Genomic DNA, 12,432 nt, shown 5'->3' with positions numbered 1-12,432 from the left:
GCGCAAGGTAAGTTGTCTCAGTACTCTCCCGGCAGCAGGAGGTGAGCGCGTGATGGGTTGGCAGCCGGCCAACGACACCGAGATCGCGCTGCGCGACGCACTGCGCGTGGGGGACCAGGAGCTCTACTTCCGCATCCTCGGCCGCTCGGAGCTGCTGCTGCCGGTGTCCGGTGACGCCGGTCACGGCCCGGCCGGCTGGGGCACCTGGACCGCCGAGAACCGCACCCACGTGCTCTCCTTCACCTCGTCGGCGGCGCTGCGGGCCTGCCTGGCCGAGCACGCCGGGCCGACGCGCCGCATCCTGTTCCAGGACCTCGCCTCCGCGTGGCCCAACCACGAGTGGTGGCTGGCGGTGAACCCGGGTCTGCCGATCGAGGGATACCTGCCGGCGTGGTTCGTCACCCAGATGGTGCGCGGCGACGTGCGCATCCCGAACGCGCCCGCGGGCGCGCGGGGCCGGCTGGAGCGCCTGGAGGCGCTGGAGCGCGCCAAGGCGGCCCGGGTCGCACCTCCCCCGGCGGTCCCGCCCGGCCCGCCGCCCGGTTACGGCCAGTCTCCCGGCTATGGCCAGCCCACCGGCTACGGCCAGCCTCCCGGTTACGGCCCGGCGTCCGGCCATCACGCCCCGCCGCCCGGTTACGGGCCGCCGCCCGGCTACGGCGGGCACCCCGACGACCAGGTGATCCTGGACGCCGAGGTGATCGACGTGGAGGAGGAGCGGCCCGCGATCGCCCCGCCGCGGGTGCACGTCCCGCTCGAGCTCGAACCGCCGGCGCCGGCCGTGCACGTGCCGCAGCCGGCCGCGCCGCCGCCCGCCCTGCCCCCGCAGACCTACGGCGAACGTTTCTTCCCCGCCGACCCGGCGTTCTCCGCCGAGCCGGCCTACCCCGCCGCGCTGTCCGTGCCGCGCACGCCGCCCCCGCCCGCCGCGCCGCCTGCCGCGGTGCCGGCGGCCGCCGCGCCGCCTCCGCCCGCCCCGCCACCAGCGGCTGCCGCACCGGCCGTGCCGCCGCAGGTCTCCGCGGCCGAGCCCGCCGCCGTGGCGGAGCCGTATCCTGCCGCACCGCCCCTGTCGGCAACCCGGCCCGCCGAGCCGCCCGTATCGGCTGTCGGGCCCGCCGCGCTGCCCGTGTCGCCACCCGCGCCGGTGCCCCCGGCGCGCGAGGGCGGGCCGCGGCACGGGCGCCCGAGCAGCCCCGCCGACGACTTCACGCCCGCGAACTCCGTCGAGGAGCAGCTGCTCGAAGCGGCCGACGCGGGCAACACCGACGCGTTCCTGTCCACGCTGCTGCTGGCCACCGTCCTGCTGCCCGGCGGCGCGGACGGCCCCCGGCCCGGCGAGCCCGGATTCGCCTGGCAGCCGCACGACATCGACGGTGAGCCGCACGTCGTCTGCTACACCTCGACCCAGTGCATGCCCGAGCCGGTGGACGCCGTGCCGGTCCGGTTCATCACGCTCATCGCGGCCTGGCCCGACCCGGCGTGGTCGTTCGCGGTCAACCCGGGCACCGCGGTCGGCGCGACGCTGCCCGGCGACCAGCTGGTCGAGCTGGCCCGGTGGGCCGCGGAGATGGGCCTGAGCGGGGACGCCGAGGAGCAAGCGCCGGCCGCACCGACGGCCGGCAGCGCGCCGCCGCCGGTCCGCCGGGATCCCGAGGTCACCGAGATGCAGAAGGTGATCGCGCCCAGCCAGATCGGCTACTACCTGGAGCGGGGCTACGACCGGGTCTCCGGGTTCGTGCACCGCGCCCGCGAGGTCGGGCACCTGCGCGGCCCGCAGGCGCTGCGCGGCGCGCTCGGGCTGACCTGGCAGGGCACGCCGTTCGGCCCCGACGACGAGGTCATCTACGTGCTGCGCTGGCCGGCGTACCGGCCGAGCCTCTACCGGATCCCGTACGGCGGGCAGCACGAGGCGGCCATGCGGGCCATGGAGGGCTGGGTCATCGAGCGCCCGCCGTTCCGCGGCAACGGCTTCGCGCCGGGCGACAGCACCGAGATCATCGCCGAGTTCAAGGTGGACAGCGCCCGGCTGCCGCACGGCGCGCGGCTGCTGCGCGTCGACGCGGAGGGCAAGGAGGAGATGGTCGCGGTGCTCGACGCCGACGGGCCGCGGTGGCTGCGCACCGACGGAGGCGAGTGATGCGCGACGGATACGTGGCCCGCTACCAGGGGCGCGAGTACGAGGCCAGCCCGGACGGCGACAGCGTCCGGCTCTACCGCCCCGAGCCGGCCGACGGCTTCGAGGAGGTCCGTCCCGGCCGGCACGTGCGGGTGGTGCCCGCCGCCGAGGTCGACAACCTGGCGTACGTGCGCAGCACCTGCGTGTGGCGCGGGCAGCCGTTCATCGTGCTGGCCGAGCACCAGTCATGGCTGCGGCTGGAGTACACCGGCGGCAAGGCCCCGGTCGCCGCGGAGCTCGGCCTGGAGGAGTTCGACTACGGCGTCTACCAGGGTTGGGCTCCCAAGCAGGAGGTCAGCGAGCTGCGCGAGCAGCGCCTCTGACGCTCACTTCGTCCAGCGGATGATCTCGCCGGCCACCAGGTCGGGCCGCTCGAGATGCGGGAAGTGGCCCACGTCGTCGAGCAGGCGCCACTCGTAGTCGGCCAGCACGTAGCGGCCGGAGCCCTGCGCGGTCGCGGGCATGGTGATCGTGTCCAGGGCACCCTGCAGCTGCAGCGTCGGCGAGATGATCGGCTGTTTGACCGCGCGCAGGAAGCGGTATCCGTGCAGGCGCAGCGTCGAGCGGAACGCCCACCGGTAGGCCTCCAGCGCGCAGAACGCCGCCTGCGGGATGCGCATCGCCTCCCGGCAGCGCTCCTCGTACGCGGCGTACTCGGCGGTCTGCCGGAACGACGGCGACGTCCAGGCGCGCATCAGCCCGCCCACCATGGCCGCGTCGTCCCGGGTGAGGGTGTGCTCGAACCGGGGCAGCTGGAAGCGCAGCAGCGTGCTGCCGGCTCGGCGCTGCGCCATGTTGGCGACCAGGGCGGAGCGCAGCCGCAGCGGATGCGCGGCGCCGAGCACCACCAGCCGGCTCACCAGCCGCGGGTGCAGCGCCGCCGCGGACCAGGCGACCAGGCCCCCGGCGCCCGCGCCGACGACGGTGGCGTGGCGCTCGCCGAGCGCCCGGATCAGGCCCACCACGTCGCCGGCGAGTGTGAAGCCGTCATACCCCCGCGGGGGCTTGTCCGAAGCGCCGTAGCCGCGCAGGTCCACCGCGACCGCGCGCAGCCCCGCGTCGGCGAGCAGCGGCAGCTGGTGGTGCCACGCCCACCAGAACTCGGGGAAGCCGTGCAGGAGCACGACGAGCGGCCCGGTGCCCTGCTCCACGACGTGGAACCGGCTGCCGTTGGCGCTGACGAACCGGTGCGTCCACGGCCCCTCGGTCATCACGCAGGACTCGTCGACCAGCTCGCTCATGCAAGCAGGTTAGCGGGTACGCGCGCGGACCTGTCTGCGCAGGAGGGCCGCGGCCAGCAGCGATGCGATCAAGGAGGCGAGCAGGACCGCGCCCTTGATCCGGGACTGCTGGTCGCCCGGGGCGAAGGCGAGCTCGGCGATCAGCAGGCTGACGGTGAATCCGCAGCCGGTCACCACCGCCACCGCGGTCAGGTCGCGCCAGTTCAGCGCCTCGGGCAGGGCGGCGGCGCCCGACCGCACCGCGATCACGGCGCCCGCCAGCACGCCGACGGTCTTGCCGACGACGAGGCCGACCAGCACGCCGAGCGAGGCCCGGTCGGTGAAGATCGCACCGAGCGCCCCCGCGCTGACGGTGATGCCCGCGGCGAAGAAGGCGAAGAGGGGTACGCAGATGCCGGCCGAGATCGGTTGCAGCCGGTGCTCCAGCTCCTCGGCCGGCGACTCGTGCTCGCCGGCGTCGTGTTTGACCCGGGTGAGCAGCCCGATCGCGACGCCGGCGATGGTGGCGTGGACGCCCGAGGCGTGCACCAGCGCCCAGGCGAGCAGTGCCAGCGGCCCGTAGAGCCACCAGCCGCGGAAACGGAACTGCTGCAGCAGGCCGTACCCGACGAGCGCGGCGGCGGCGCCGAGCAGGGGCAGCAGCGCGACGTGCGCGGTGAAGGCGACCGCGATGAGCACGATCGCGCCGAGGTCGTCGACGATGGCCAGGGAGAGCAGGAAGACGCGCAGGCTCGACGGCAGGTCACGCGCGCAGATGGCGAGCACGGCGAGCGCGAAGGCGATGTCCGTGGCGACCGGCACCGCCCACGCGTCCGTGCCGCCGGGTGCGCCGTACGCGATGAGGAAGCACAGCAGCGCGGGCACGACCATGCCGCCGATCGCCCCCGCGATGGGCAGCGCGGCCTGCCGCAGGTCGCGCAGCTCCCCCACCACCAGCTCGCGCTTGAGCTCCAGGCCGGCGACCACGAAGAAGACGGTGAGCAGGCCGTCCTGTGCCCACTGCGCTACGGACAGATTCAGGTGCAGCGACTCGGGTCCGAAGGTGTACGCGCTCAGCCGCTGGTAGGCCCCGGCCAGTGGCGAGTTGGCGATGATGAGGGCCAGCGCGGTCGCGCCGAGCAGCACCAGGCCGCCGATCTGCTCGGTGCGCAGGAACCGCACGACCTCGGCCGCCGCACCCCGCGCGGCCTGGGCGCGCCGGCGCCTCATCCGCTTCATCCGCGGGCTGGACTGCGGTCGAGTCCGGCTCTCTCCCATGATCCCGGATCCTACGGTCCGGCACGGCGGGAAGTCCGGAGGTTCGCCGCGAACCGGGCATTAGTGGTGGCGTGCCCGCCGCGGGTTGCGGCAGAGTGGCCGTCCATGGACACCCCCCTGACCGTGGTCGACGTCCGCGGCACCCCCGAGCAGATGGGCCTGGCATACGGCGAGTCGGCGGCCGGCCCGATCAAGGAGAACGTCGTGGCGTACCTGGGCCGCTTCGCCCGCACGGCCGGCCTCGACCGGGCGGCGGTCGCCGCGCGCGGTGCGGCGTTCGGTGAGACGACCCGGGGCCACTTCCCCCGGCTGGCCGCGATGCTCGACGGCGTCGCGCGCGGCGCCGGTGTCGCCCCGTCGCTGATCTACGCGATCAACGCCCGCTCCGAGCTGCTCTACGGCGACCCGGCCTGCGGCTCGCCGGGCGGGTCCGGCGCCGGGGGAGAGCAGGGCGAGTGCACCAGCCTGGGCGTGGTCGCGCCGCGCAGCGCGGGCGGCCGCACCCTGCTCGCGCAGAACTGGGACTGGCACCCGGCCCACCGCGACGTCAACCTGCTGCTGGTCACCGAGGACGAGCGGGGGCACCGGGTGGCGGCGCTGGCCGAGGCGGGGATGCTCGCCAAGGCCGGGCTGAACAGCGCGGGCGTGGGCGTCTGCGTGAACCTGCTCGGCTGCGACCGCGACGGCCGGCCGGGCGGGGTGCCGTACCACGTGCTGCTGCGCTCGGTGCTGGAGGCGGACTCGCTGTCCTGGGCGATCCGGAACGCGATGCGGGCACCGCGCTCGGCCTCCATCAACCTGCTGGTCGGGCAGGCGCATCCGGCCGGTGGCGAGGTGATCGACCTGGAGCTGGTGCCGGGCGAGGCGGGCTGGCTGCATCCGGTGGACGGGGTGCTGGTGCACGCCAACCACTTCGAGGCGCCGCTGCCGGTGTACGACACCATCAAGGACTGGGGCGGCTCGTCGCTGTTCCGGTCGGCGCGGGCGCGCCGGCTGCTGTCGGCGTACCCGGATCCGCTGCGCCTGCAGGACCTCCGGGCGGTGCTGGAGGACCACCACAGTCACCCGGTGTCGATCTGTCGCCATGCCGACGAGCGGGATGCGGAGGACGACCGGTCAGAGACGATTTGGACTATTTTGATGGATCTAGATGTGCGAACAATCACACTTGTGGCCGGTCCGCCCTGTTCGGGCAGCGAAGGCACAACCGTCGCCATCTGATGTGGACGCTGAAAATGTCTGCCCGCGCAAGGTGGTGACAGCGACGCGCAGTTATGCAAGGCTGCTTTCACAATCGACGACCACGGGCAGCCCGATCCACCCTGCCGTGCGCTGCTCGCGGTCGTTTCCGTCAAAGGGAGGGAGGACCCTTTGCGAATCCGCAAAATCAGCAGCGCAGTCGGGATCACCGCTGCGCTGGTCGCTGTCAGTCTCACGGGTGCCCCCGCGAGCGGCGCGCCCGACCGGGCGGTCACCCCGCAGGACCCGACGGGCGTCACCCGGCCGGACAACCTGCCCAACCCGCTGAACACCAAGCGCCAGGAGACGCTGAAGCAGGCCATCGCCGACGTCGTGTCGGGCAAGGCCAAGCCGATCCAGCGCAACGGTTCCGAGGTCGTGCAGGTCGGCAAGAACCGCTGGGCCGAGCTGAAGAAGAAGGCCGACAAGGTCGACCCCATCTTCACCATCCTGGTGGAGTTCGGCGACCAGGTCGGCCCGGACGGCACGGCCGGCACCCCCGGCCCGCGCTACAACCAGATCCCGCAGCCCAACCGGGCCAACGACAACTCCACGTACTGGGTCTCGGACTTCAACAAGGCCCACTACGAGAAGATGATCAACGGCCCGGGCGAGTCGATGGCCGACTTCTACTACAAGCAGTCGGGCGGCAAGTACTCGGTCAAGGGCGACGTCTCGGACTGGGTGCAGCTGCCGTACAACGAGGCCCGCTACGGCTACAACTGGGACCCGGAGGACGAGGAGAACAACCCCAACGCCTTCGACGACCGGGACACCTACTGGCCGTTCATCGAGGACACCGCCACCGAGTGGTACAACTCGCAGCTGGCCGCCGGCAAGACGAAGGCCGAGATCGCGGCGTACCTGGCCAAGTTCGACATCTGGGACCGGTACGACTTCGACGCCGACGGCAACTTCAACGAGGCCGACGGTTACATCGACCACTTCCAGGCCATTCACGCCGGTGAGGGTGAAGAGGCCGGCGGCGGTGCGCAGGGCCCCGACGCCATCTGGTCGCACCGGTGGTACGTCAACTCCACCGACGAGGGCAAGACCGGCCCGGCGGGCAACAAGCTCGGCGGCGCGCCGATCGGCGACTCGGGCATCTGGATCGGTGACTACACCACCGAGCCGGAGAACGGCGGCCTCGGCGTGTTCACCCACGAGTACGGTCACGACCTCGGTCTGCCGGACCTGTACGACACGCAGGGCGGCGACAACAGCACCGCGTTCTGGACGCTGATGTCGGGTGGCTCCTGGCTGAGCAAGGACCCCAACAGCATCGGCACCTCGCCGTCGTACATGGGCCCGTGGGAGAAGCTGTTCCTGGGCTGGCTCGACTACACCGTGGTCGAGAACGGCAAGACCAAGCTGGTGTCGCTGGGCTCGGCGGCAACGCCGGAGGGCCTGCCGCAGGCGGTCGTCGTGCCGCTGCCGGACCAGACCGTCACGAAGAACTGGAACACCCCGTTCAGCGGCAGCTGGGAGTGGTGGACCGGCAGTGCCGACGACCTCAACGTCTCGCTGGAGCGCACGGTCAACCTGACCGGCGCCACCACGGCGTCGCTGACGGCCAAGGCGCAGTACCGCATCGAGCAGGGCTACGACTGGCTCTACGGTGAGGTGAGCACCGACGGCGGCGCGACCTGGACGAAGGTCCAGGACCCGGGCACCGGTGGCACCAGCGCCGGCTTCCCCGCCCAGTGGGTGGACCTGACCTACGACCTGACCCCGTGGGCAGGCCAGGAGATCAAGTTCCGCTTCCACTACACCACCGACGGTGGCCTGCACTACCAGGGCGCCTTCCTCGACGACATCAAGCTCGTCACCGACGGCCCCAACGGGTTCGTCGACGACGTCGAGGCCGGCGTGGGCGCGTGGACGGCGAAGGGCTTCGAGCGCATCAACGGCTCGACGACCGCCGTCTACCCGCGCTTCTACCTGGCGGAGTACCGCACGTACACCGGTTACGACAAGAACTTCAAGACCGGCCCCTACAACTTCGGCTTCGGCAACACGAAGCCGGACTGGGTGGAGAAGTTCCCGTACCAGGACGGCCTGCTGGTCTGGTACGTGAACTACCTGTACGGCGACAACAACACCTCGGCGAAGGACAGCGCGGGCAACTCGCGCGCCGGCACCGGCCTGGTGCTCCCCGTCGACGCGCGGCCGGAGCCGATCAAGTGGCCGGGCACCTGCGTGACCAACGCCGGCAACCCGGACAACCTCTGCATGCTGGGCAACCGGCGGCAGCCGTTCGACGCCACGTTCGGTCTGCAGAAGACCGACGCGGTGACGTTCCACCGGCTCGGCGTGCCGCTGACGGTGCCGTCGAGCAAGGGCATCGCGACGTTCGACGACTCCGACCCGAACCGCTACTGGTCGGCCTCGAACCCGTGGGCCTCGGTCAAGGTGGCCGGCGACGGCGTCAAGATCTCGGTGTGGCTGGAGCTCACCGGCCCCGCGCCGGTGATGCTGCTCAACGTCAAGAACTGACGCGGTAGCCGACGCAGCAAGAAAGGGGCCTGCCCGCGAGGGCAGGCCCCTTTTCCATGCGCAACACACGGACTGTTATCGGATGTTTACCGATGCGGTCGATGCATTTCCGTGGATCTCCATATCGTACGGACAACGACGAATGCACGTTCGTCGACGAATAGTCCACGGGGAGGAAATAGTGAGACGACTGCGAAGTCGTGCGCTGTTCGGCGCGCTCACCATGATGGTGGCGGCGGTGGGCGCCACGGTCGTTCCGGCGCAGGCTGCACAGGCCGCACCGCCCGCCGACCACACGTTCTACTGGAACGACGTGCTGCTGCGCACCTACCGCACGGTGGGCGGCGCACCCGGCCCGCTGGCCCGCGCCGGTGCCATGATGCATGCCGCCATGTGGGACGCGGCGAATTCGGCGAAGTGCCGCGTGGGCACCAGCGCGAATCCGGTCGCCGACACGTGTCTCGGCAAGAAGTATCTCGTCAACGTGACCACCGTGAAATACGCCGGGGCCAGCGCGCCGGTGATGAACACCGCGATCGACTACGCCGCCGTGACCGTGCTGCGCAACCTCTATCCGGCGCTCAACTTCGACGCCGACCTGGCCACGGCGCAGCAGGGCGTGGGCACCGACAACAACCAGAAGGAGGCCGTCTACATCGGGCAGCAGGCCGCGGCCGCGATGAAGACGGCGCGTGCGAGCGACGGGTCCGCCGACACGACGCCGTACGCCGAGGGCACCGTGCCCGGGGCGTGGCGCAACACCGGCTCCGGCTCGGCCGCCACGCCCAACTGGGGCGGGGTAACGCCGTTCAGCCTGACCTCCGGCAGCCAGTTCCGCCCTCAGCTGCCGCTCGGCTTCCCGGACTACGCGAGCCTGCTCGCCAGCCCCGGCTACGCCGCCCAGGTCAACGAGATCAAGAGCTACGGCGCGGCGAACTCCACCACCCGCACCGCGGACCAGACCCAGCTGGCGTGGTTCTGGGCGAACGACCTGGACGACACCTACAAGCCGCCGGGCCAGCTCTTCGCGCACACCCGGATCATCGCCGAGCTGCGCGGACTGTCCACCACCGCGACGCTGCGGCTGTTCGCCCTGGTCGCGATCGCGATGGCCGACGCGGGCATCGCGTCGTGGGACGCCAAGTACCGCACCGGGGTGGACCTGTGGCGTCCGGAGTCCGCGGTGCGGCTGGCCGACACCGACGGCAACGCCGCGACCGTGGCGGACCCGAACTGGAAGCCGCTGTCGGCGGACAAGTTCGGGGTGAACTTCAGCCCGCCGTTCCCGGCGTACGTCTCCGGCCACGCCACGTTCGCCGGCGCCTGGGCGGGGGTGATGCAGGCGTTCCTCGGCACGGACACGGTGACCTGGACCGCGACCACCGAGGATCCGCACGCGATCGGGGTGACCCGCACGTTCCACACCATCTCGGCGGCCGCGACGGAGAACGCGCTCAGCCGCATCTACCTGGGCGTGCACTACCGGATGGACGCCGACTTCGGCCTGGCGACCGGAGCGGACGTGGCCGAGCACGTGTTCCGCCGCGACATCACGGTGTGGCAGCAGTACGGCCTGTACGAGGGCCTCGGCCCCTGCGTCGACACCGGGTCGGCCCTGGTGCTGCAGGGCCAGTACGAGGAGTACAAGTGCGTCGTGAAGATCAACGAGACGGCGGTGCTGTACGTGCGCTGAACCGCTGCACAGCGTGAAGGGAGGGTGGTCCGGCGGACCGCCCTCCCTTTCGGCGTCAGTCGCAGCCGAGACAGCCCGGCCCGGTGGGGTCGTCGCCGTACATGTTGATCACCACGGGCCGGTCGACCAGCGGCGCGTCGACCGGCAGCGGACCCCCGTCCGTGGGCCGTGCGACGCCGTCCACCGTGGTCCAGACGATGGACACGCAGGCCAGGCGCTCGGTGTCCGTGGCGAGAAGGCACAGGGCCTCCACCCCCGCGGCGATGTCCAGGTATCCGTTGAACGTGTACGTCGTGGCGTTCAGCGGGAGGGAGTGCAGGCTGCCGTGCGAACTCGTGCTCGTGTACTGGACGGTCGCGAAGACGTTGTACGTCGCCGTGACCTTCCGGCAGAGCGCCATGCCGCCGCTGACGGCGGTGAGGTATGTGCCGTTCGCCGGCACGGGGTTGATGTTCGTGATGTCGAGCTGCCCGGTGGTGCCGGTGCCCGCCGGGCAGGACAGCCACTTGTAGAGCACCGGGTTCTGGCCGGCGTGTGCCGGCGCCGCCGCCGTTGCCACGGCCAGCGCGGTCACGGCGGCGGCCAGTACGCGTGCGAGTCTGCTCACTGATTCTGCTCCCCGTCGGATTCGTTGCGGACGTGCTCGCCGGCGGCCTGTCGCGCCGCTTCGGCGCCCAGGCGCAGGCCGAGCTGGAACCGGTTGGTGACGTCGTACCGGTCCATGAGGCCGGACATGGTGTAGGCGATGGTGCGCACGCTGATGTCGAGCTTCGACGCGATGCCGCCGTCGGTGTGGCCCTTGGCGAGCAGCACCACGATCGTGCTCTCCCGCGGGCTGAGACCGGCGGGCGGCGTCCACTGCCGGCCCGGGTCCTTCGCCAGGTCCCAGTACGAGAAGAAGAGCGCCGTGAGCTCGGCGACCAGCTCGGGCGCGGTGACCTCCCACATGCCGCGCGACCGGTCGCGGGGGTCCTGCCGCACGAGCGCGGTGGTCCGGTCGACGACGATGAGCTTGCCCGGCACCTCGGGCAGCTCGCGGTACTGCAGGCCGTGGCTGAGCATCTCCTCGTCGTGCCAGTCGGATTCGTCGTCCGCGGAGGCGGGCACGCCGAGGCTCAGCGCGGTGACGCCGCGCGTGAGCACACCGCGGTTGCGCGGCGCGGCCGCTTTGATCGTGGCGGCGTCGTACGCCGACTCGGGGTTGATCGCCAGGTGTTCGTGGCGCTCCGCGGCCATGAGCTCGCCGATCCGGCCCTGCGCCTGGGTCCGGTCGCCGAGCGAGCGGGCGCCGCTGGCGGAAAGGCGCAGCGGGTCGGTGAGCAGGTGCGGCGATGCCGTCCGGGACAGCCGCCGGTGCAGCCGGTGCCGGGCCTGCGCCGTGCGCTGGTGCCGGTCGCGCAGCAGCGACACCACGTGCGCGGGCGCGCGGCCGGACCACACACGGTCGTCACCGCCGCCGTCGGCCGGGGCGCGGTCGGGCACGGCCGCTCCCAGCGCGGTCAGCTCGTCGAGCGCGCTGCGCACCTGCCGCGCTCGCATGTCCAGCGACCGGCTGATGCTGTCCACCGACCAGGGGCCGAAGGTGAGGAGGGTGCGGTAGACGAGGTCGGCCTGGGGCGAGACGCCCCACTTCATCAGTGAGGGCACGACCTGTGCATGCAGCATGAAGGCCTCCCCGTGTCGGCCGTGCCGGCGGGGCGGTCCCGAACCGGACAAGAGCAACGTAGACAGCGGGGTCAAGGCTCGACAGCACCGTCCGTCCGATTGCGTGTTCCGGCAATCGCGGTCAACGAGAGTGAAACTTCGCCGATGGACGGGGTCGTCCGCGGTGCGCGCCGTGCCGCCACGGTGCTGCCGGCCAGCCGGCCCACGTCAATCCTGCGGTCCAGGCGGAGGTTCGTCATCGCCGGGGTCCTCGAACCGTCCCGCCTCCGCGCCCAGTCGAAGGCCCAGCTGGAAGCGGGTGGAGACGCCGTACCGCTCCATCAGCGAGGAGAGGGTGTAGGCGATCGTGCGTACGCTGAGATCGAGCTGCGCCGCGATGGCGGCGTCGGGGTAGCCCTTGGCCAGCAGCACCACGACCGCGCTCTCTCGTGGTGTCAGGTTCATCGTGTGTCCAATCGCGGCCCGGTCCGTCGGTGATGCTCCCGCGAAACCTAGTCATCGGTCTCGGCGCCGAACAGGGTCGACGGCGCGATTGCACCTTCCTGCAACCCGGCATGCGAAAGGGGTGTCTGCTCGCCCGTGCCGGTGAGCTCGTGCGGCACGCCGTCGCGGAACACCGTGGCCCGCCGCGGCGCCTGCGCCAGCGGCCCGCACCAGGCGGC

10 protein-coding genes are annotated in these 12,432 nt (G+C 71.9%); 5 read left to right on the top strand and 5 right to left on the bottom strand.

Going from position 1 to position 12,432, the window contains the following annotated elements; all coding sequences use genetic code 11:
- Window positions 1-49: 49 nt before the first annotated feature.
- Window positions 50-2,140: an SseB family protein gene (locus tag AB0J67_RS17490; protein WP_363483201.1), complete on the top strand. Its 2,091-nt coding sequence runs from the start codon at window positions 50-52 to the stop codon at window positions 2,138-2,140.
- Window positions 2,137-2,502 (top strand): hypothetical protein, encoded by a 366-nt coding sequence (locus AB0J67_RS17485; protein WP_363483198.1) that lies wholly within the window; start codon window positions 2,137-2,139, stop codon window positions 2,500-2,502. Before AB0J67_RS17490 ends, AB0J67_RS17485 begins: the two co-directional genes overlap by 4 nt.
- A 3-nt stretch (window positions 2,503-2,505) precedes the next feature.
- On the opposite strand, the gene AB0J67_RS17480 is transcribed toward AB0J67_RS17485, so the two are convergent.
- On the bottom strand, window positions 2,506-3,420 hold the full coding sequence (locus tag AB0J67_RS17480; RefSeq protein WP_363483195.1) for an alpha/beta hydrolase: 915 nt from the start codon (window positions 3,418-3,420) through the stop codon (window positions 2,506-2,508).
- A 9-nt stretch (window positions 3,421-3,429) separates the two neighbouring features.
- Window positions 3,430-4,629 carry a Na+/H+ antiporter NhaA gene (gene nhaA, locus AB0J67_RS17475; protein ID WP_363483192.1) on the bottom strand — a complete coding sequence of 400 codons (1,200 nt, stop codon included), beginning with the start codon at window positions 4,627-4,629 and terminating at the stop codon, window positions 3,430-3,432.
- 153 nt (window positions 4,630-4,782) lie between these two features.
- Here nhaA and AB0J67_RS17470 point away from each other — a divergent pair, with 153 nt between their 5' ends.
- The 3 genes from AB0J67_RS17470 (at window position 4,783) to AB0J67_RS17460 (ending at window position 10,105) form a co-directional block, all read left to right on the top strand.
- On the top strand, window positions 4,783-5,898 hold the full coding sequence (locus tag AB0J67_RS17470) for a C45 family peptidase (protein WP_363483189.1): 1,116 nt from the start codon (window positions 4,783-4,785) through the stop codon (window positions 5,896-5,898).
- 150 nt (window positions 5,899-6,048) lie between these two features.
- Complete coding sequence (locus tag AB0J67_RS17465; protein ID WP_363483186.1) at window positions 6,049-8,412, top strand: immune inhibitor A domain-containing protein; 2,364 nt, start codon at window positions 6,049-6,051, stop codon at window positions 8,410-8,412.
- A gap of 181 nt (window positions 8,413-8,593) precedes the next feature.
- The gene (locus tag AB0J67_RS17460) at window positions 8,594-10,105 is read left to right on the top strand and encodes a vanadium-dependent haloperoxidase (protein WP_363483183.1); all 1,512 of its coding nucleotides are present in this window, start codon (window positions 8,594-8,596) and stop codon (window positions 10,103-10,105) included.
- Window positions 10,106-10,160: 55 nt separating this feature from the next.
- Here AB0J67_RS17460 and AB0J67_RS17455 read toward each other — a convergent pair whose 3' ends face one another.
- The 3 genes from AB0J67_RS17455 to AB0J67_RS17445 all read right to left on the bottom strand — a co-directional run bounded on the left by AB0J67_RS17455 (window position 10,161) and on the right by AB0J67_RS17445 (window position 12,214).
- Window positions 10,161-10,712: a hypothetical protein gene (locus AB0J67_RS17455; protein WP_363483180.1), complete on the bottom strand. Its 552-nt coding sequence runs from the start codon at window positions 10,710-10,712 to the stop codon at window positions 10,161-10,163.
- Window positions 10,709-11,770, bottom strand: a complete 1,062-nt coding sequence (locus AB0J67_RS17450; RefSeq protein ID WP_363483178.1) for a helix-turn-helix transcriptional regulator — start codon at window positions 11,768-11,770, stop codon at window positions 10,709-10,711. Before AB0J67_RS17450 ends, AB0J67_RS17455 begins: the two co-directional genes overlap by 4 nt.
- Before the next feature lie 207 nt (window positions 11,771-11,977).
- The gene (locus AB0J67_RS17445) at window positions 11,978-12,214 is read right to left on the bottom strand and encodes a helix-turn-helix transcriptional regulator (RefSeq protein WP_363483176.1); all 237 of its coding nucleotides are present in this window, start codon (window positions 12,212-12,214) and stop codon (window positions 11,978-11,980) included.
- Window positions 12,215-12,432: the final 218 nt, after the last annotated feature.

This window comes from Catellatospora sp. NPDC049609, from assembly GCF_040675365.1.
Lineage (GTDB): Bacteria > Actinomycetota > Actinomycetes > Mycobacteriales > Micromonosporaceae > Catellatospora.
This window is presented reverse-complemented; position numbering and strand designations above follow the sequence as displayed.

Coding starts and splice junctions, on each gene's coding strand:
- AB0J67_RS17480 (WP_363483195.1), bottom strand. CDS start 3,420: ATGAGCGAGCTGGTCGACGAGTCCTGCGTGATGACCGAGGGGCCGTGG.
- nhaA (WP_363483192.1), bottom strand. CDS start 4,629: ATGAGGCGCCGGCGCGCCCAGGCCGCGCGGGGTGCGGCGGCCGAGGTC.
- AB0J67_RS17470 (WP_363483189.1), top strand. CDS start 4,783: ATGGACACCCCCCTGACCGTGGTCGACGTCCGCGGCACCCCCGAGCAG.
- AB0J67_RS17450 (WP_363483178.1), bottom strand. CDS start 11,770: ATGCTGCATGCACAGGTCGTGCCCTCACTGATGAAGTGGGGCGTCTCG.
- AB0J67_RS17445 (WP_363483176.1), bottom strand. CDS start 12,214: ATGAACCTGACACCACGAGAGAGCGCGGTCGTGGTGCTGCTGGCCAAG.